At 63.1% G+C, this 20175-nt stretch carries 16 protein-coding genes; 6 read left to right on the top strand and 10 right to left on the bottom strand.

Annotation, left to right across the window (positions count from 1 at the left end; all coding sequences use genetic code 11):
- Nucleotides 1-76 precede the first annotated feature (76 nt).
- Together C4K39_RS29150 and C4K39_RS29145 are read left to right on the top strand one after the other, a co-directional pair.
- Nucleotides 77-2434: a fimbria/pilus outer membrane usher protein gene (locus C4K39_RS29150; protein WP_124348090.1), complete on the top strand. Its 2358-nt coding sequence runs from the start codon at nt 77-79 to the stop codon at nt 2432-2434.
- Between the two features lie 65 nt (nt 2435-2499).
- Nucleotides 2500-3468: a Csu type fimbrial protein gene (locus tag C4K39_RS29145; RefSeq protein ID WP_225926596.1), complete on the top strand. Its 969-nt coding sequence runs from the start codon at nt 2500-2502 to the stop codon at nt 3466-3468.
- Here C4K39_RS29145 and C4K39_RS29140 read toward each other — a convergent pair.
- The gene (locus tag C4K39_RS29140) at nt 3432-4679 is read right to left on the bottom strand and encodes an MFS transporter (protein WP_124348088.1); all 1248 of its coding nucleotides are present in this window, start codon (nt 4677-4679) and stop codon (nt 3432-3434) included. The genes C4K39_RS29145 and C4K39_RS29140 overlap by 37 nt on opposite strands.
- Nucleotides 4680-4778: 99 nt before the next feature.
- Between C4K39_RS29140 and C4K39_RS29135 the strand changes: the two genes are divergently transcribed.
- Entirely contained in the window at nt 4779-5225 is a 447-nt protein-coding gene (locus tag C4K39_RS29135; RefSeq protein ID WP_068582566.1) for a winged helix-turn-helix transcriptional regulator, read from the top strand.
- A gap of 45 nt (nt 5226-5270) precedes the next feature.
- On the opposite strand, the gene C4K39_RS29130 is transcribed toward C4K39_RS29135, so the two are convergent.
- Both C4K39_RS29130 and C4K39_RS29125 read right to left on the bottom strand, forming a co-directional pair.
- Complete coding sequence (locus tag C4K39_RS29130; RefSeq protein ID WP_124348087.1) at nt 5271-6425, bottom strand: M14 family metallopeptidase; 1155 nt, start codon at nt 6423-6425, stop codon at nt 5271-5273.
- A 492-nt stretch (nt 6426-6917) separates the two neighbouring features.
- Nucleotides 6918-7256, bottom strand: a complete 339-nt coding sequence (locus C4K39_RS29125) for a DUF6124 family protein (RefSeq protein WP_068582572.1) — start codon at nt 7254-7256, stop codon at nt 6918-6920.
- Between the two features lie 133 nt (nt 7257-7389).
- Between C4K39_RS29125 and C4K39_RS29120 the strand changes: the two genes are divergently transcribed.
- Nucleotides 7390-8055, top strand: a complete 666-nt coding sequence (locus C4K39_RS29120) for a LexA family protein (protein ID WP_068582575.1) — start codon at nt 7390-7392, stop codon at nt 8053-8055.
- An 87-nt stretch (nt 8056-8142) separates the two neighbouring features.
- Here the strand turns inward: C4K39_RS29120 and C4K39_RS29115 are convergent, their stop codons facing one another.
- Entirely contained in the window at nt 8143-9327 is a 1185-nt protein-coding gene (locus C4K39_RS29115; RefSeq protein WP_217884151.1) for an MFS transporter, read from the bottom strand.
- Nucleotides 9328-9475: 148 nt separating this feature from the next.
- Between C4K39_RS29115 and C4K39_RS29110 the strand changes: the two genes are divergently transcribed.
- Nucleotides 9476-10363, top strand: a complete 888-nt coding sequence (locus C4K39_RS29110; protein ID WP_068582580.1) for a LysR family transcriptional regulator — start codon at nt 9476-9478, stop codon at nt 10361-10363.
- A 102-nt stretch (nt 10364-10465) separates the two neighbouring features.
- On the opposite strand, the gene C4K39_RS29105 is transcribed toward C4K39_RS29110, so the two are convergent.
- From C4K39_RS29105 to C4K39_RS29090, 4 genes are all read right to left on the bottom strand, one after another.
- Nucleotides 10466-12421, bottom strand: a complete 1956-nt coding sequence (locus tag C4K39_RS29105) for an acetyl/propionyl/methylcrotonyl-CoA carboxylase subunit alpha (RefSeq protein ID WP_124348086.1) — start codon at nt 12419-12421, stop codon at nt 10466-10468.
- Nucleotides 12421-13236: a gamma-carboxygeranoyl-CoA hydratase gene (locus tag C4K39_RS29100; protein WP_068582585.1), complete on the bottom strand. Its 816-nt coding sequence runs from the start codon at nt 13234-13236 to the stop codon at nt 12421-12423. Before C4K39_RS29100 ends, C4K39_RS29105 begins: the two co-directional genes overlap by 1 nt.
- Nucleotides 13237-13253: 17 nt before the next feature.
- The gene (locus tag C4K39_RS29095; RefSeq protein WP_068582589.1) at nt 13254-14861 is read right to left on the bottom strand and encodes a carboxyl transferase domain-containing protein; all 1608 of its coding nucleotides are present in this window, start codon (nt 14859-14861) and stop codon (nt 13254-13256) included.
- Nucleotides 14862-14977: 116 nt separating this feature from the next.
- Entirely contained in the window at nt 14978-16141 is a 1164-nt protein-coding gene (locus C4K39_RS29090; RefSeq protein ID WP_124348085.1) for an isovaleryl-CoA dehydrogenase, read from the bottom strand.
- A 228-nt stretch (nt 16142-16369) separates the two neighbouring features.
- Here C4K39_RS29090 and C4K39_RS29085 point away from each other — a divergent pair, with 228 nt between their 5' ends.
- Nucleotides 16370-18073, top strand: coding sequence for an AMP-binding protein (locus tag C4K39_RS29085; protein ID WP_124348084.1), 1704 nt, complete (start codon nt 16370-16372; stop codon nt 18071-18073).
- Between the two features lie 623 nt (nt 18074-18696).
- Here the strand turns inward: C4K39_RS29085 and C4K39_RS29080 are convergent.
- Both C4K39_RS29080 and C4K39_RS29075 read right to left on the bottom strand, forming a co-directional pair.
- Nucleotides 18697-19596, bottom strand: a complete 900-nt coding sequence (locus tag C4K39_RS29080) for a hydroxymethylglutaryl-CoA lyase (RefSeq protein ID WP_124348083.1) — start codon at nt 19594-19596, stop codon at nt 18697-18699.
- Between the two features lie 58 nt (nt 19597-19654).
- A complete protein-coding gene (locus C4K39_RS29075) occupies nt 19655-20059 on the bottom strand; it encodes a MerR family transcriptional regulator (protein WP_068582526.1) in 405 nt (134 codons plus the stop codon).
- Nucleotides 20060-20175 lie beyond the last annotated feature (116 nt).

Below are 20175 nucleotides of genomic sequence, written 5' to 3'. Positions count from 1 at the left end.
GAGGTACGGACGGAGGCGCCCGCAGTAGCGCCTCCGCCCAGGGATGGAGATGTCCATAGATGGACTTGAACCCGCCATGAGCCAGGACTCGGCTCGTCGTTTCCGGTGCTGGAGTGGAGTGCTCGCAGGCCTGTGGGGCCTGGCACTGTCCGCGCCTCTGCAGGCCGGTGAGCTGCCCCCGCCACCGGCGAACATGGAGTCGATGGCCGATGCACAGTTGTTCCTGGAGCTGGTGATCAATCAGATGGACACAGGCAAGGTGGTGGCGGTGGAGCAGCGGGCGGGACGGTTGTACATGCAGGCCCAGGCCCTGCGGGAGACCGGCGTCAAGCTGCCACAGGCGCTGGATCGAGACGTCGATCTCGAAGCCCTGCCGGGCTTGCACAGCGACTATGACAGCCAGGGCCAGCGCTTGTTGCTGGACGTGCCGCCGGATTGGCTGCCAGAGCAACTCATCGGCAGTCGCCAGGTTTATCCGCGGACCCCGGCGCTGAGCAGTTTCGGCGCAGTGCTCAACTATGACCTGTACCTGAACGACACCGACGATGGCGGGACCTACCTGGCAGCGGGCAACGAGGTGCGGTTGTTCGACTCCTGGGGAACCTTGTCCAATACCGGGCAGTACCGGCGGACCCTGTCCGGGGCTCGCGACCTGTCCTTGAACAACGGCTATCGGCGCTATGACACCACCTGGCGCTTTTCCGATGACGAGCGCTTGCTCACCTACGAGGCCGGCGACGTGGTCAGCGGCGCCTTGCCCTGGAGCAGTTCGGTGCGCCTGGGTGGGGTGCAGGTGTCCCGGGACTTCGGCGTGCGCCCGGACCTGGTGACCTATCCCTTGCCACAGTTCGCCGGGGAGGCTGCGATACCGTCCTCGGTGGACTTGTTCATCAACGGCTACAAGTCCAGCAGCACCGAACTGCAACCTGGCCCCTATACCTTGACCAACATCCCCTTCATCAATGGCGCCGGCGAGGCCGTGGTGGTCACCACCGACGCCCTGGGGCGGCAGGTCTCCACCACGGTGCCGTTCTATGTCACCAGCACCCTGTTGCAGAAGGGCCTGACGGATTTCTCGGTGGCTGCCGGGACCTTGCGCCAGGACTACACGCTGCGGGACTTCAGCTATGGCCCGGGGGTGACCTCCGCCAGCCTGCGCTATGGCTTGAGCGACAGCCTGACCCTGGAAAGCCATGCCGAGGGCTCGCAGTCCCTGGCCCTGGGCGGGCTTGGGGGCAACCTGCGGCTGGGGCAGTTCGGCGTGCTCAACACCGCGCTCAGCCAGAGCCGTTTCGACGGCAGCGGTGGCCAGCAATTGAGCTTCGGCTACCAATACAACAGCCAGCGCTACAGCCTGGCTTACCAGCGCATGCAGCGCCGCGACCGATACGCCGACCTGACGGTGGTCGACAGGCCCTACACCAGCCTCAGCCAGCGCAGCGAACAACTGACCCTGAGCCTCAACCTGGAGCGCTTCGGCAGCCTGGGGGCGGGGTATTTCGATGTGCGCGCCGCAGACGCGACCCGTACCCGCTTGCTGAACCTGACCTGGAGCAAGCCGCTATGGCACAACAGCAGTTTCTATCTGTCGGCCAACCGCGAAATCGGCAATAGCCAATGGGCCATGCAGGCGCAATTGGTGATCCCGTTCGACCTGCACGGCAGCTTGAGCCTGAGTAACGAGCGCAGCAAGAACGGGGAGAATCGCCAGCGGGTCAATTTCAGCCGCTCGGTGCCGCTGGAGGGCGGCGTGGGCTACAACCTCGGTTATGCCACCGGCGATGGCCCGGACTACCGCCAGGCCGATGTCACCTGGCGCTTGCAGTCGGTGCGCCTGCAGGCCGGGGTCTATGGCACGCGTGAAGCCGAGACGCGCTGGGCCGATGCCAGTGGCTCACTGGTGTGGATGGACCGCCAGGTGTTCGCCGCGAACCGTATCGACGACGCGTTCGTGGTGGTCAGCACCGGTGGCTATAAGGACATCCCGGTGCGCTATGAGAACCAACTGGTGGGCCAGACCGACCAGAACGGCCATCTGCTGGTGCCCTGGAGCAGCGCCTACTACCGCGGCAAGTACGAGATCGATCCGTTGAACCTGCCGAGCAATGTGCAGAGCCCGAATGTCGAGCAACGGGTCACGGTACGCCGTGGTAGCGGCTATTTGCTGGAGTTTCCGCTGACCCGGGTGATCGCCGCCAGCATCGTCCTGGTGGATGCCCACCAGCAGGAACTGCCCCTGGGCAGTACCGTCACTCACCAGCCGAGTGGGGCGCGGGCGGTGGTGGGCTGGGATGGCCTGGTGTACCTGGAGAACCTCTCGGCGCATAACACCCTGGAGGTGGGCCTGGCGGACGGCAAGGGCTGCCAGGTGCAGTTCGATATCGATATGCAACAGCAGCAGGTGCCATTGATCGGCCCGCTGGTCTGTCAATGACTGTCGCCACACGACGCGAAGGAGTACGCAAGGTGGATCTCAAGGGAGTAGGGAGCAAAGCGGGGGTGCAAGGACTGCTGGGGCTGGTGGCGAGCCTGCTGGCAACATCGGCCCAGGCCTTGTGCAGTACGGTCAGTACGGTCCCGGCGAGCTTCGGTACGGTGAGCTCGATCCTGGTGCGCACCACTTCCCAGCCGGCCTCCACCACCAATGCGGGCCTGAGCTGCACCGGCGCGCTGTTGTCGCTGTTGGCCACCACCGACCACTTCTACGCCACCATCACCTCCAGCACCAGCGGCATGGTCGGGCCCACCGGCGATGTCATCAACTACACCCTGTATGCCAACAACAGCACCAGCTATCCCATTACCCGGGGCACTGCGTTCGACTTCGCACGCAATTCGATCATCGACCTGCTGGGCCTGCTGGGCAGCCCCACGGTGGCCAAGACGGTGCCGATCTACCTGGGTACCGTCACCGGCAGCAATGTCGCGGCGGGGGTCTATACCGAGAACCTGAGCATCTTCTGGAGCTGGAACTATTGCTCGGGAATCGGCCTGCTGGGCGTTTGCCTGGGGCGGGATATCGGCAGTGGTACCCAGAGCCTCACGGTGAACATGACGGTGTCCAACGATTGCGTGATCACCGCACCCAACATCAGCTTCGGCAGCGCACCGGTGGTCAGTGCCTTCGCCACGGTCAGCGGCCAGACCATCAACCTGGCCTGTACCAAGGGCAGTGCCTATACCGTGGGTTTGAGCGACGGCCAGAACCCGATCAGCGTTGGCGGTCGGCGGCGCATGGTCTCCAGTGGCAATTACCTGGCCTATGACATCTTCAAGAGTGCCGGGACCACCCGCTGGGGCAGCGTCGGCAGTGCCCGGCGCTCCAGTACCGATGCCGAGGTCAATCCCGGCAACGGCCTGGGTACCGGTAGCCAGGTGTTCAACTACAACGCCAGGATCTATACCGACCAGAACACGCCGCCGGCCGGCACCTACCTGGACAACGTGGTGCTGGACGTGGGGTTCTGAGGTGGCTCTGCGCAGGTGCGTTCGCGAGCCTGCTGCGGGCTCAGGCTCCACAGCCAGTAGCCCAGGGCCACGGCGGTGATACCGGCGCCCAGCAGGCAGACGCCGATCCAGCCACTCCAGGCGTAGGTGGTGGTGGCGGCAATGGAGCCACTGGCACTGCCGATGGAATAGAACAGCATGTAGCCGGCAGCCAGGCGACTCTGGGCCTCGGGACGCACGCTGTAGATCAGGCTCTGGCTGGTGACGTGGATGGCCTGTAGGCCGAGGTCGAGGCCGATCACTCCCAGCAACAGGGCCCAGAGGGACGATTGGGTGAAGGCGATGGGCAGCCAGGACAGCAGCATCAGGCCCAGGGCCAGGCCACTGGTCCATTGGGCCAGGCCACGATCGGCCAGGTGTCCGGCTCGCGCCGCGCCCAGGGCGCCCGCCGCGCCGACCAGGCCGAACAGGCCGATCTCGGTGTGGCTGAGCGACAGCGGTGCGGCACTGAGCGGCAGTACCAGCGGAGTCCATAGGGTGGTGGCCGCGGCAAAGGTCAACATCGCCAGGACCGCCCGGTCGCGCAGGACCTTTTCTTCCTTGAACAACTGCAGCATTGAGCCCAGCAGCTTCGCGTAGCCCTGGACGGCAGGCGCTTGCTCGGTGGTCGGCAGGACGCGCCAGAGCGCCAGGGCCACCAGCAGGGTCAGCCCGGCAGACAGCAGGTAGACCGAGCGCCAGCCTGCCAGGTCGGCCATGGTGCCGGCCACGGTGCGTGCCAGCAGGATGCCCAGTACCACGCCGCTGGTGACCATGCCGACCACGTGCCCACGTTGTTGCGGTTGGGCCAGGGTCGCGGCGTAGGCCACCAGCACCTGGGTCACCACGGCGAGCAAGCCGATGCCGGCCATGCCCAGTAGCAACCACGCGCTATTGGGGGCCAGGGCCACGGCCAGCAGGGCCACGACCGAGAGCAGTGTCTGGCTGACGATCAGCCGGCGCCGGTTGACCAGGTCCCCCAGGGGGACCAGCAACAGCAGGCCCACACCGTAGCCCACCTGGGTCAGGCTGATGACGATGCCCACCGTGGCAGGTGCCAGGCCGAAGGAGCGGGCCATGGCATCGAGCAATGGCTGGGCGTAGTAGACGTTGCCCACGGCCAGGCCGCAGGCCGTGGCGAACAGCAGGACGATTTTGGGCGAGAGCAGGGGCGTTGCTGGTGGATGTGACATGACGCACTCTGTATGGGTTTCATTATGAAACCAGTTGTACGGTAGTGATCATGGTTTTATATTGCAACCACTTTCCAGCGCAATCGGAGCACCTGCACCATGGTTAAACGCACCCGCCTGCCAGACGCCGAATGTCCGGTGGCCCGTTCCCTGGATGCCATTGGCGACTGGTGGTCCTTGCTGATCGTGCGTGATGCCTTTGACGGCATTCGTCGTTTTGGCGAATTCCAGCGCAACCTCGGCATGGCCAAGAACATCCTCTCCGCGCGTTTGCGGACCCTGGTGGAGCATGGCGTGCTGGAGGTGATACCAGCCTCCGATGGCAGCGCCTACCAGGAGTACGTGCTGACGGACAAGGGCAGGGGGCTGTTCCCGCTGATCATTGGCTTGCGCCAATGGGGCGAGGCATTCTTCTACGAGGAGGGGGAGGCGCATTCGCGCCTGGTCGATCGCCAGACCCGGCAACCGCTGCGAGCCCTGGAGTTGCGCTCCGCCGATGGTCGGCTGCTGGGGCCGGACGACTGTTTGCGCATACCGGTGGCTTGAGATTGGCACGACTGCGCGAAGGGATCGCGCAGTCGTCGTCCCGCATCAGCGCAGGCTATCGGCCAGGTCGGCCAGGGTACTCAGGACGTCCTTGCCCAGTTGCATGGAGCGCTTGCCCGACCAGCCCGTGAGCGGATTGGGAGCATCGTCGTGGTCCTTGAACGGCATCTCCAGGGTCAGTGCCAGGCAGCCGTACTTCTCTCCCACGGCATTGCAGGCCAGGGTCATGTTGGCTTGGCCGGGATTGTCGCGGGTGTAGCCGTGAGTGGTCTGGAAATCCCGGGTCTGGCGCTTGAGATGACTGCGGAAGTGTTCTTCCAGCTTGGCCTGGTGCGGGGTATAGCCTGGGTTGCCCTCGCAGCCAGCGGTGAACACGTGGGGGATCTCCTCGTCGCCGTGAACATCGAGGAATAGGTCGACACCGTACTGTTCCATCTGTTGCTGGACGAACAGGACTTCCGGGCTGAGTTCCTGGCTGGCGTTCTGCCAGGCGCGGTTGAGGTCCTGGCCCTTGGCATTGGTACGCAGGTTGCCGTGGAAGGCGCCGTCCGGGTTCATGTTCGGCACCAGGTACAGGTCGGCCTTGGCCAGCAGGGCATTGAGTTCCTGGTCATCGTGACGCTGCAGGCGCTCGATCACGCCTTCCATGAACCATTCGGCCATGTGCTCGCCGGGATGCTGCTGGGCAATGATCCAGATCTTGCGCTGACCAGGGGCGCCCGTGCCCTTGCGCAGCAATTGGATGTCCCGGCCTTCGACGCTCTTGCCCACCGCCAGCAGCTCGGTGCCGGCCTTGTTCATCGCTTGTTCGATCAGCCAGTCGTGGCGACCACGGCTGTAGGGCTCGAAGTAGGCGAACCAGGCATGGGTCTGGGTGGCCTCGAGATTGAAGCGCAGGGCGTCACCTTCGAAGATCGTGGGGATGCGAAACCAGTTCACGTGGTCATAGGAGGCAACGGCCTGATAGCCGGTCCAGGCTTTGCCATAGGACGACTGGCTGGCATTGGTCAGGCGAAACCAGTGCTCTTGGCCGACATGCAGGCCGCTGGCCTTGAAGTGAAACCACTGGAAATGCGGGCTCTGGGTATCCGGGCGGATGGCCAGTTGCACCTGCAGTGGGTTGCTGGTGTCCAGTACGTCGATGTTGCCGCTGTCGAAATCAGCGCTGATATGGAAAGAAGAGTGATTGCCCACGGTCATGGTTGGTTCCTGTACAGGATTGTTGTGACCGTTACTCTACACATCGGAGGGGGTAAAAGAAGGGGGCGTCGTCCTTGACGCTCGTGAAGCTTAGTGTGTATGCGATTGATTCTCAAGCGCTACATTGAGATTCCAGAGCGGTTTACGACAGGCGTTCTCTTGCAAAAGGACATTCTTTTGCTATCATCGCCGCCATTATTTTTAGCAGTACCCAGTCTTCATTAGCCTGAAGCCAAGCCAGAAAAACTGGCCAAAAAAAAGACCCGGCAAAAAGCCGGGTCAAAAACCGTGATTAGCCTGATGAGGAGATAATCCAAAGGTCCGACCTAAGGTCCTTTGGGCTATCGACCGATCTCGCGATCAGTTGCTTGCAATAATAATCATTATCATTTGCAAGTCAAATGTTTTTCCCTGCCTGTTGGAAATTTTTTTCCCATTCCTGATTTCCCCGTTCCTGGCGCTTGCCAGCTGGGGCATGTACGTCAATTCGACTCACGACCGCTGGCCTTCCAGGGACTTGTCCACCAGGGCCTTGGCCAGGTCGATCATATGCACCACCGAGAACGCCAGGTCACGATTGGGGCCGCGCAGGCCGCTGGCTGCGTCATAGGCGGTAGCGGCCGCGCAACGTAGCAGGTCGGATGCATGGATCATGGCTTCCTCGCTGCTGAGGTTGCTCCTGATCTCGAAGAATTTTTCCTCCTTTTCCCCTTCGCCTGGGGTTGGGTTGAGGTAGTAGTCCATCGCTCGCCGCGCCGCGTGGCTGCCCTTGAGCGAACTTAATGTGGCCTCTGTCTCGAGTTCCGGCACGTCCTTGCTGCTTGTGTTCATGAATTCTGCCTTGTCTGGATGAAAGGAAAGAGGGGGGCAGGGGATAGGTTAATACGTATTGTAATTGTGACGCCATTTCAAATACTACAACTTGTGTGTTGAGGCGGGAAATACACAACGTATTGTTCCGCCCATGGATAAATGGATCGAGTTGGTCAAGGCCAACATGAAAGGCCGCAAGGTCACGCAGGAAAAGCTCGCCGAGCGCCTGGGCATGTCCCAAGGCGGCATCGGCCATTGGCTGAGCAAGCGGCGCCAGCCCAAGATCGAGGACATGAACCGGGTGCTGGAAGAGATCGGCATGGGGTTCCTGGAAGTGGTGCTGGTGGTTCGTGAGAAACCCATGGTCGGCGACGATGGCGAGCCCCTGGAGGACCAGCCTTCGCTGTTGCACAAGTACAACCCGTACTTCCGTTATCCCGTCAGCGATTGGCGCAATGCCGGTGAAGTCCGCGAGGATGGCCAGCCGTCCTATGTGCCGGAGCGTTACGAGTTGACCGATTACCAGTCCCAGGGCGCGGCGTTCTGGCTGGTGGTGGTCGGTGACGCGATGATCGCCCCCAGTGGCCTGAGCATCAGCCAGGATATGTTGATCCTGGTCGATCCGGCCATTGCGGCCGAGCCGGGCAAACTGGTGGTCGTGCAGTGCCCCGGCAGTTGCGAGGCGATCTTTCGCAAGCTGGTGCAGGAAGGTAGCCAGCGTTACCTGGTGCCTTTGAATCCCACTTACCCGAAGATGCTCTACAGCGACGAATGCCGGGTCATTGGCGTCGTCGTACAAGCGACCGCGAAGTTCTGAAGACGCAGTCGCCATCAATCGGCAAAGCCCCTTCCTGGTTTCAGGCAGGGGCTTTTTGCATTCCGGGCTAGGCCGCTGGAGGACCTTCTATCGACCCTGGCGTGCCAAGGCCCTGTTCATGGCCAGGACCGTGCCCAGTAAAGAAGTGACCAGGATGCCAATCGTCACCCAGGCGAAGGACGCGGGGCCCGTGCGATCCAGCAAGAGGCCGCCGACGATCCCGCCCGTGGCTACTGCGATGTTCCAGCCGGTCGTGTACATGGACTGGGCCACGTCCACCGAATTGCCGGCAAAGCGTGACAATGCGGTTTGCGTGATCGTCGCGAAGCCACCGACGGCGCTTCCCCACAGCACAACGGACAGATAGACCATGGCCGGGCTGTCGCCCCACAGGCCGAGTATCAGGGCAGCCACGGCAAACAGGCTGATGCTGGCGATGGACAGGCGTGCCAGCCGGCGGTCGACCATGACCCCGACGATCCACAGGCCGACGATGGAGCCCGAGCCGAAGACAAACAAGATGACGTCCACCTTCGCGGACAAGCCCGAAGATTGCAGGAGCGGCTCGATATAGATGTACAGAATGTTGTGGGCCACCACGAAGCTGAGCACCACGAACAGCACCGAACGGATACCGGTCTTCATGAAGACGCCAGCCAGGGACTGGCGCTGTGGGTGATCCTGTCCCGGGAAGTCCGGCACGGCGGCCAGTACCCAGGCGATGAGGAGCACGGCCAACCCGCTCATCAGGCCGAAGGCACCCTGCCAACCGATGGCCCGGCCCAGCAGTGCGCCCAATGGCACGCCCAATACCAGTGCAAGGGTTGCGCCGGCCCCCGAAATCGCGATCGCCCGGCCGCTGAAGCGTGCCGGTGACATGCGCACGGCATAACCGGCCAGCAACGACCAGACGATGCCGCCGAACACCCCCGCGATAAAGCGTGCCACCAGTGAAATGCCGTAGTGGCCGGACAGCGCCGTCACCAGGTTGACCAGGGCGAAGCCACCGATCGCCACCAACAGCAAAGGCCGCCGTCGCATGCCCTGGGTCAGGTAGGTGATCGGAATAGCCGCCACCAGGGCCCCCACGGCGTAGGCCGTGATGAACTGGCCGGCCAGGCCTTCGGATACTGCCAGCCCTTGTGCGATAGAAGACAGCAAGCCGGCCGGCATGATTTCGGTCAACAGGGTAATGAAGGCTGCCATTGCCAAGGCCAGCAGTCCCCCCATCGGCAGCCGCTCGCTGCCCTCGTGCAATGCAGATGCAGTCATCTGATTCATCCATCCGTTCCTGAATTCAAAGTAGGTACGGCTCTTCATCGAGCACGCCAGCCCTATGCTGCAAGCCTAGGAATAAAAGAAAAATAAGATAAAGTTAAAAACATTTGTGATGTTTGAGTCATCAATAAGGCGGTGCAATATGGAGAACCTGGGTTCTCTCGATATGTTCGTCCGGGTCAGCGTATCCCGTAGCTTTACGGCCGCGGGGCGGCAGTTGGGCATCTCGGCCTCGGCGGTCAGCAAGGCCATTGCCCGACTGGAGGAGCGGCTCGGGGTGCGGTTGTTCCACCGATCCACCCGTACGGTCAGCCTGACGCCGGAGGGCACGCTATTCCTGGAGCGCTGTCGCCGTATCCTGGCCGAGGTGGAATCTGCCGAAGCCGAGTTGATGCAGACCCGCGAAGCGCCTCGCGGCAGGCTGCGCATCAGCCTGCCCTCGGTCGGGACGCTGTTCATGCCCAAGCTTGCGCAGTTCAAGCGGTGCTATCCGGATATCGAGCTGGACATCGACTGCTCGGATCGGCTGGTGGATGTCATCGAGGAAGGCTTCGATGCCGTCATCCGTACGGGTACACCCAGTGACTCGCGCTTGATTGCCCGGCGCCTGGGAGCCTGTCGCAGGGTCGTCGTGGGGGCGCCAGGGTATTTCCAGCAGGCGGGTATTCCACTCGAGCCCCAAGACCTGATGCACCATGCCTGCCTGCTCTATCGGTTCCCCAGTACCGGCAAGCTGGATGCCTGGCCCCTGGGTCGTCCGGCCCATATGCCCGCTCTCGAGCTGCCAGCCAGCATGGTGAGCAACAGCCTGGATCCGCAGTTGTGTTTTGCCGAGCAGGGCCTGGGGCTGGCCTGCGTGCCTGAAATCGCCGTGCGGGCGCAGTTGCAGCAAGGCCGCCTGGTCACGGTGCTGGAGGGTCATATCCAGGAAGAAATGGTGTTCCATGTACTGTGGCCGTCCAGCCGCCACCTGTCACCGAAGATCCGGGTGTTCGTGGACTTTATCGTGGACAACCTGTTTCCACTCTGACGGCCGCGATGCGCCCCCTGGCTGATCGCCAGCCAAGGGTGCATCGATCGATCATGTTGCGTGCGCTAAGGCCACAACCCGCCTGGCGGCGGGTGTTTGTCATCAGGCTGGCTGTTCCAGCTCCACCAGCGCACTGCCTTCGCTGACCATCTCGCCTTCCTGGCAATACAGCGCCTTGACGATCCCGGCATGGGGCGCGCGGATGCTGTGTTCCATCTTCATGGCCTCGAGTACCACCAGTTGCGCGCCGGTTTCGACCTGTTGTCCGGCCTCCACCAGGATCCGGACGATGCTGCCGTTCATGGGGGCGGTGAGGCCACCGTGCTGGCTGTGGCTGGCATCGACCGCAGCGATCGGGTCATAGGCGGTAACACTGTGCATGTCGCCCTGCCAGTGCAGGTAAAGGGTGTCGCCACGACGGATGGCCCGGTGCTCACGGCGTACGCCTTGTTGCTCCACCAGCAGGCGTTCGCCCTGCAACTTGTAGTTGCTGCCAGGGGCGCCCAGGCTGATGGCCCGGTCCTGTCCATCGGCACTCAAGTGCAGGACAATCTGTGCCGGCAGGCCGCTGCGCCAGCCATCGAGCGCCGCCCAGGGCGAGTGCGGATCGTCCTGGCGCTCGCGCTGCGAAAGGCCCTGGCTGAAGGCTTGCGCCGCCGCTTGCCAGAAGTCCTCGCCCAGCTCACGGGCTGCCGGCAGCAGGTGTTCCTGGTGACGCGGGATGAAGCCGGTGTCCAGTTGGGCCTCGGCGAAGGCCGGGTGGGCGATGATCCGGCGCAGGAACGCCAGGTTGGTCTTCAGGCCGCCGATGGCGAACTCGTCGAGCATGCTCAGCAGGCGCAGGCGGGCCTGTTCACGGTCCTCGCCCCAGGCGATCAGCTTGCCCAGCATGGGATCGTAGAACGGCGATACGCTGTCGCCTTCCTCGACGCCGCTGTCCACGCGCCGGCCAGGGCCGCTGGCGGACTCGCGATAGAGCTCCAGGCGGCCGGTGGCCGGCAGGAAGTCGTTGCCCGGGTCCTCGGCGTACAGGCGTACTTCGATGGCATGGCCCAGCAACGGCACTTGTTCCTGGGTCATGGGCAGGGCTTCGCCACGGGCCACACGGATCTGCCAGGCCACCAGGTCCAGGCCGGTGATGGCTTCGGTGACCGGGTGCTCCACCTGCAGGCGGGTGTTCATTTCCATGAAGAAGAATTCGCCACGGGCGTCGAGCAGGAATTCCACGGTACCGGCCCCGACATAGCCGATGGCCTGGGCCGCGCGTACCGCAGCTTCGCCCATGGCCTTGCGCAGTTCAGCGCTCAAGCCTGGGGCCGGTGCTTCTTCCACCACTTTCTGGTGGCGACGCTGGATCGAGCAGTCGCGCTCGTTGAGGTACAGGCAGTTGCCGTGCTGGTCGGCAAAGACCTGGATCTCCACATGGCGGGGCTTGAGCAGGTATTTCTCCACCAGCATCCGCGAATCGCCGAACGACGACTGTGCTTCACGCTGGGCCGAGGCCAGGGCTTCGGCCAGTTGGCTGACGTCTTCCACCACCTTCATGCCCTTGCCACCGCCACCGGCGGTGGCCTTGAGCAACACCGGATAACCAATGCGCTCGGCGGCGTTGCGGAAGGTCTCCAGGTCTTGGGCCTCGCCGTGGTAGCCCGGCACCAACGGTACGCCGGCGGTTTCCATCAGGGCCTTGGCCGCCGACTTGCTGCCCATGGCGTCGATGGCCGAAGCCGGTGGGCCGAGGAAGATCAGCCCGGCGGCCTCGATGGCCCGGGCGAAACCGGCGTTCTCGGAAAGAAAGCCATAACCGGGGTGGATGGCCTGGGCGCCGCTGGCCTTGGCGGCGGCGATCAGCTTGTCGATCTGCAGGTAGCTTTCGCTGGCCTTGCTGCCGCCCAGGTCCACGCGGATATCCGCTTCACGGCTGTGCCGGGCATCGCGGTCGGTGGCGCTGTGCACGGCCACGGTGGTCAGGCCCAGGGCCTTGGCGGTGCGCATCACGCGGCAGGCGATCTCGCCACGGTTGGCCACCAGCAGGGTATCTAGGATCGGCGCGCTCATCAGCGGGACTCCTTGGTCGTGGTCTCGGCCTGCCAGCTGGGCGGGCGTTTTTCCAGGAATGCCCGCAGGCCTTCCTGCCCTTCGGGGCTGACGCGGATCCGCGCGATGGCGTTCTCGCAGTAGCGGCGCAGGGCGGTGGTCAGGGCGCCGTTGCCCACTTCACGCAACAGGTCCTTGCTGGCACGCATGGCCTGGGGGCTGTTGAGCAGCAGGTTGTCGATCCAGCGGGTGACGTGCTGTTCCAGCTCTGCCGCCGGGTAGCTCTCGGCCAGCAGGCCGATGTCCCGCGCACGCGGGCCGTCGAAGCGCTCGGCGGTCAAGGCATAGCGCCGGGCGGCGCGTTCGCCGATGGCCTGGACCACGAACGGGCTGATCACCGCCGGGGCCAGGCCGATGCGCACTTCCGACAAACAGAATTGTGCGTCGTCACTGGCAATGGCCATGTCGCAGCAGCTGATCAGGCCCAGGGCGCCGCCGAAGGCCGCGCCTTGTACCACGGCCAGGGTCGGGATCTTCAGCTTGGCCAGGTTGTACATCAACTCCGCCAGTTCCCGGGCGTCGTCGAGGTTGGTGTTGTAGTCCAGTTCGGCCGACTGCTGCATCCAGGCCAGGTCGGCGCCGGCGCTGAAATGCCGGCCACGGCCGCGCAGCAGCAGGAAGCGCAGGTTGGGATCGCCTTGCACCTGGTCCAGGGCCAGGATCAGTTCGCGGATCATCTCGGCGTTGAAGGCGTTGTTCTTTTCTTCACGGCTGAGCCACAAGGTGGCGAAGCCACGAGGGTCGCGCAGCAGTTCCAGGGTATTGAAGTCGCTCATGATCTTCTCGCGCAGGATTACATGCGGAACACGCCGAAACGGCTCTGTTCGATAGGGGCGTTGAGGGACGCGGACAACGCCAGGGCCAGCACCTCGCGGGTCTGCGCCGGGTCGATGACGCCGTCGTCCCACAGCCGGGCGCTGGAGTAGTAGGGGTGCCCCTGGTGCTCGTACTGGTCGAGGATCGGTTGCTTGATCTGGGCTTCCTGGGTCGCGTCGAACCCCTGTCCGCTACGTTCTGCCTGCTCGCGCTTGACCTGGACCAGCACGCCGGCGGCCTGCTCGGCGCCCATCACGCCGATCCGCGCGTTGGGCCACATCCACAAGAAGCGTGGATCGTAGGCGCGGCCGCACATGCCGTAGTTACCGGCACCGAAGCTGCCACCGATGATCACGGTGAATTTCGGCACCTGGGCGCAAGCCACCGCCGTCACCAGCTTGGCACCGTGCTTGGCGATGCCGCCGGCTTCGTACTTCTGGCCCACCATGAAGCCGGTGATGTTCTGCAGGAACAGCAACGGGATGCCGCGCTGGCACGCCAGCTCGATGAAATGCGCGCCTTTTTGCGCCGCCTCGGCGAACAGGATGCCGTTGTTGGCCAGGATCGCCACCGGGTAGCCGTGCAGATGGGCAAAGCCACACACCAGGGTGGTGCCGAACAGCGCCTTGAATTCATCGAACAGCGAACCGTCCACCAGGCGCGCGATGACTTCGCGCACATCGAACGGCTGCTTGGGATCGGCCGGTACCACGCCATACAGCTCATCGCGCTCATACAGCGGGGCGATCGGCGTGCGTTGCTGCAACTGGCCCTGCTTGTGCCAATTGAGGTTGGCCACGCTGCGCCGAGCCAGGGCCAGGGCGTGCTCATCGCTCTCGGCATAGTGGTCGGCCACGCCGGAAACCTTGCAGTGCACATCGGCCCCGCCCAGGTCCTCGGCGCTCACCACCTCGCCGGTGGCGGCCTTCACCAGTGGTGGGCCGGCGAGGAAGATGGTGGCCTGCTCGCGGACCATGATCGCTTCGTCGGCCATGGCCGGCACGTAGGCGCCGCCGGCGGTGCAGGAGCCCATGACCACGGCGATTTGCGGGATGCCCTGGGCGCTCATGTTGGCCTGGTTGAAGAAGATCCGCCCGAAGTGCTCGCGATCCGGGAACACTTCGTCCTGGCGCGGCAGGTTGGCGCCGCCGGAGTCCACCAGGTAGATGCAGGGCAGGCGATTCTGCAGGGCGATGGTTTGCGCGCGCAGGTGTTTTTTTACGGTCAGCGGGTAGTAGGAGCCGCCTTTGACCGTGGCGTCGTTGGCCACGATCATGCATTCCACGCCTTCCACCCGGCCGATGCCGGCGATCACTCCGGCGGCGGGTACGTCCTCGCCATAGACCTCATAGGCTGCCAGTGGGCTGACCTCGAGGAACGGCGAACCGGGATCGAGCAAGCGATTGATCCGCTCGCGGGGCAGCAGCTTGCCCCTGGAGGTATGGCGCTCCTGGGCCTTGGTGCCGCCGCCTTGCTGGACCTGGGCCAGCAGGGTATGCAGGGCATCGACCTGGGCCGCCATGGCGCTCCAGTTCTGCACGAACTCTGGTGATTTAGTGTTCAACTGTGACTTCAGGATCATCATGACTCCTCGCGCAGAATCAAGCCTCAAGCTTCAAGCTGCAAGAATGTTCAGTGTTGTGGCTGCAAGCGCGCATCGCTGTTTGTCTTGCTGCTTGTAGCTTTCTGCTTGAAGCTGCTTCAGCGGGTTTCGTTGAACAGTTCGCGACCGATCAACATGCGGCGGATCTCGCTGGTGCCGGCGCCGATCTCGTAGAGCTTGGCGTCGCGCAGCAGGCGTCCGGCCGGGAATTCATTGATGTAGCCATTGCCGCCGAGGATCTGGATCGCATCCAGGGCCATCTGGGTAGCGCGTTCGGCGGAGTAGAGGATCACCCCGGCGGCGTCCTTGCGGGTGGTCTCGCCACGCTCGCAGGCTTGGGCCACCGCGTACAGGTAGGCACGGCTGGCGTTGAGCTGGGTGTACATGTCGGCGATCTTGCCCTGGATCAGCTGGAACTCGCCGATGCTCTGGCCGAATTGCTTGCGGTCGTGGATGTAGGGCACCACCAGGTCCATGCAGGCCTGCATGATCCCGGTCGGGCCGCCGGAGAGCACCACGCGCTCGTAGTCCAGGCCGCTCATCAGTACCTTCACGCCACCATTGAGCACGCCAAGAATGTTCTCTTCCGGCACCTCGACGTCATCGAAGAACAGCTCGCAGGTGTTGGAGCCGCGCATGCCCAGCTTGTCGAACTTGTTGCTGCGGCTGAAGCCTTTCCAGTCGCGCTCGACGATGAACGCGGTGATGCCGTGGGGGCCCTTTTCCAGGTCGGTCTTGGCGTAGATCACGTAGGTGTTGGCGTCGGGGCCGTTGGTGATCCAGGTCTTGCTGCCGTTGAGTACGAAGCGGTCGCCGCGCTTGTCGGCGCGCAGCTTCATCGACACCACGTCGGAGCCGGCGTTGGGTTCGCTCATGGCCAGGGCGCCGATGTGCTCGCCGCTGATCAGCTTGGGCAGGTACTTGCTCTTTTGCTCATGGTTGCCGTTACGGTTGATCTGGTTGACGCACAGGTTGGAGTGGGCGCCGTAGGACAGGGCCACCGAGGCCGAGCCGCGGCTGATTTCTTCCATGGCCACCACATGGGCCAGGTAACCCAGGCCGGCACCGCCGTATTCTTCCGGCACGGTGATGCCCAGCAGGCCCATGTTGCCGAACTTGCGCCACATGTCGGCGGGGAACAGGTTGTCGGCGTCGATCTGTGCCGCCCTTGGCGCCAGCTCCGCCTTGACGAAGGCCTGGACCTGTTGGCGCAGCATGTCGATGGTTTCACCGAGGGCGAAGTTCAGGGTCGGGTAACTCATGGCGGGGCACCTTCAAAATTTGTTTTTATCGAGGAACGAGACGCGGAGAGCGGCGCTGCCTGGCTCTCACCTTTACGTTAACGTAAACCTGCGCCGGATGGCTGTCAATCGCCCTTTACGTAAACGTCAACTTGCGCCAGAGTAACCAGGCTTTCGCTTGGAGTCCGGCTTGCCTGCACCATCGGCCAGGCTCCTGAACACCCACTAATAAAGACAATAGGGGTCGTCATGGAACACTCGGGTTCCCAGCCGGATCGCAGCTACACCCGTGGTACGCAAGACCGCGCCTTGCTGGCGCTGACCATCGGCCAGGCCTTCGACAACACCGTCGCCGCCCATCCCCAGGGCGAGGCGCTGGTGGTCCGCCACCAGCAGTTGCGCTACACCTGGCAGCAACTGCGCGAGACGGTCGATCTGCATGCCAGGGCCATGCTGGCCCTGGGGCTCAAGACCGGTGACCGCCTGGGGATCTGGGCTCCCAACTGTGCCCAGTGGTGCATTGCCCAGTTCGCCAGCGCCAAGATCGGCGTGATCCTGGTGAACATCAACCCGGCCTATCGCGCTGCCGAACTGGAATACGTGCTCAAGCAGTCCGGCTGCCAGTGGCTGGTCTGTGCCGGGGCCTTCAAGACGTCCGATTACCACGGCATGCTCCAGGGGTTGCTGCCGGAACTGGCTGAACAGTCCATTGGCCAATTGCACAGCCAACTGTTGCCAGAGCTGCGTGGGGTCATCAGCCTGGATGCCCAGCCACCGTCGGGGTTCCTGCCGTGGTCGCAACTGAGTGCATTGGCTGCCGGCGCCAGCGCCGAGCAGTTGCAGGCTCGCCAGGACAGCCTGGATTTCGACCAGCCGGTGAACATCCAGTACACCTCGGGCACCACCGGCTTTCCCAAGGGCGCGACCCTGAGCCACTACAACATTCTCAACAACGGCTACATGGTCGGGGAGAGCCTGGGGCTCACCGCTACCGATCGCTTGGTGATTCCGGTGCCGCTGTACCACTGCTTCGGCATGGTCATGGGCAACCTGGGCTGTGTCACCCATGGCACCACCATGATCTACCCCAACGATGCCTTCGATGCGCTGCTGACCCTTGAAGCGGTGGCCCAGGAGCGGGCCACCGCGCTGTACGGCGTACCGACCATGTTCATCGCCATGCTCGACCAGCTCCGCCGGGCTGAGTTCGACCTGTCGAGCCTGCGCACCGGGATCATGGCTGGCGCCACCTGCCCGATCGAAGTAATGCGCCGGGTGATCGGCGAGATGCACATGAGTGAAGTGCAGATCGCCTATGGCATGACCGAGACCAGCCCGGTATCGCTGCAGACTGGCCCTGCCGACGAACTGGAACTGCGGGTGACCACCGTGGGGCGCACTCAGCCGCACCTGGAAAGCAAGATCATCGATGAGGCCGGCAATGTGTTGCCACGTGGCGCCATCGGCGAGCTCTGTACCCGGGGCTACAGCGTGATGCTCGGCTACTGGAACAACCCCGAAAGCACCCGCGAATCCATCGACCCGGCCGGCTGGATGCACACCGGCGACCTGGCGACGATGGACGAGCAGGGGTACGTGCGTATTGCCGGGCGCAACAAGGACATGATCATTCGCGGTGGCGAGAACATCTATCCGCGGGAGCTGGAGGAATTCTTCTTCACCCACCCGGCGGTGGCCGATGTGCAGGTGGTGGGGGTGCCTTGCACTCGATATGGCGAGGAGATCGTGGCCTGGATCAAGTTCCACCCCGGGCGTTCGGCCGATGAGCTGGAGTTGCAGAGCTGGTGCAAGGAGCGCATCGCACACTTCAAGACGCCGCGTTACTTCAAGTTCGTCGAGGAGTTCCCGATGACTGTGACCGGCAAGATCCAGAAGTTCCGCATGCGGGAAATCAGCACCGAGGAGTTGCGCGAGCACCTGGGCAAGGGATGATCGCCTCAGGGGCAGGCATCGCTCCCGGTGCCCGCCCCTGATGCGGGCCGGGCGGGAAAACACGAAAGGCAGGAAGCACAAAGGGGAGCCGAAGCTCCCCTTTAATTTGTCGTTGCGTGCTCTTTTTTTATTATTGAGGGGCGGCCTGTTGTTGTTTTTGTCGACCGTGGCCCTTTACCGCTGTTTTTGGCGATCCCCATCCGGGATCAAGAGCAAACGTATTTTTTTGAGCGCTGATTCAATGTGTCGCCAGGGCGATCCAACCGGTTCGGGAGCTACCTCAGGGGTAGTTTTATTGTTCTCTGACCGATTGCGGATGACTCTTGCAAGCCGTCCCGCACAGTGCACCTTCTCCAAAAAAATCTGTTAGCTGCGTCTCTGCCGTGTTGTTTTTGTTATGTCAGAGTCGTTACGTCTTATTTTTATTAGGTTTGCAGCTTTTTATTCTTGTTATGCCATAGAGATAGCAGAAGCCGTGCCAACTTTTTAAAGTCCTTTAAAATCAATAATTTGATGATTTTGTAGGACAATCTGTATCGTAAGAAAATCAACAAACTGTTTCCGTGTTACTCGTTACTGCCCCATTCCAGAGCGGCCGGTAACACACCGGCCGCACATCGCTTCTATTGGGCGCTACGTGCCTTGGCCACGCGTGAGCCGGTGGGGCGTCCCACTACCTGGCTGATGCGATTCCCGGCTTGGATCAACTGCTCCAGGTCGACACCGGTATGGATACCCAGGCCATTGAGCAGGTACAGCACATCCTCGGTAGCGACGTTACCGCTGGCGCCCTTGGCGTAGGGGCAACCGCCCAGGCCGGCGACGGAACTGTCGAATACCGCGATGCCTTCCTGCAGGCTGGCGTAGATATTGGCCAGGGCCTGGCCGTAGGTATCGTGGAAGTGCCCGGCGAGCTTGTCTCGGGGGACCTGGGCACCCACGACCTCGAACATCCGGCGAGTCGCGCCGGCAGTACCGGTGCCGATGGTGTCGCCCAGGGAGACTTCGTAGCAGCCCATGGCGTAGAGCTCGCGGGCAACCGCGGCCACTTGCTCTGCAGCCACCTCGCCTTCATAGGGGCAGCCCAGTACACAGGACACATAGCCGCGCACGCTGATGCCGTGCTGTCGTGCGGCGTCCATGATCGGCACGAAGCGCGCCAGGCTTTCACTGATGGAGCAATTGATGTTGCGCTGGGAGAAGGCTTGCGAGGCCGCGGCGAACACCGCGACTTCCTTGACCCCGGCCGCCAGGGCATCCTCGAAACCGCGCAGGTTGGGCGCCAGGGCGCCATAGACCACTCCCGGCTTGCGCTGGATACGGGCGAAAACCTCGGCCGAGCCGGCCATCTGCGGCACCCACTTGGGCGAGACGAAGCTACCGACTTCTATATAGCCAAGGCCTGCGGCACTCAGGGCGTCCACCAGTTGGACCTTGTCGTCGACGCTGATGGGCTGGGCTTCGTTTTGCAGGCCGTCGCGCGGGCCGACTTCGACCAGGCGTACGTGACTGGGGAGGGACATGGGGTTCACCTTCTCTGAATGATGGCGGATGCCGGTACGAACCGTTTGCTCGCGCAGGTTATTGGGCAGTGCTGTTCTGGTTCTGGATGGTTTGCTGCAGGGCCTGGGTGCAACGCTCCTCGGCGGTGTCGAGTTCCAGCTTCATCTGTTCGATGTCCAGCAGTTGCTGTTCGAGTTGTTCGCGGCGCTCGGCGATCTTCGCCAACATGCTGTGCAGTTGCTTGAGGTTGCCGCTGGAGGGGTCGTAGAGCTCGATCAGTTCGCGGCACTCGGCCAGGGAGAAGCCGATGCGCTTGCCCCGCAGGATCAGCTTCAGGCTGACCTTGTCCCGCGGCGAATAGATGCGTTCCTGGCCTCGGCGCTCGGGGGCCAGCAGGCCCTGCTCCTCATAGAAGCGGATGGCCCGGGTGGTGATGTCGAGCTCGCGGGCGAGGTCGGAAATGCTGTAGGTCTGGCTGCTCATGGAGGCGCTCAAGATAGGACTTGGCGTTAAGCTAAAGGCAGGTTGACGTATACGTCAAGCAATCCCCCGCGCAGCGCCTGCGCGGGCACCCCCGGTTCCTGCGGGCATTGGCAGGA

Source organism: Pseudomonas sessilinigenes, assembly GCF_003850565.1.
Taxonomy (GTDB): domain Bacteria; phylum Pseudomonadota; class Gammaproteobacteria; order Pseudomonadales; family Pseudomonadaceae; genus Aquipseudomonas; species Aquipseudomonas sessilinigenes.
Note: the sequence above shows the minus strand (reverse complement) of the source record. Positions and strands in the feature narration are given on the sequence as shown.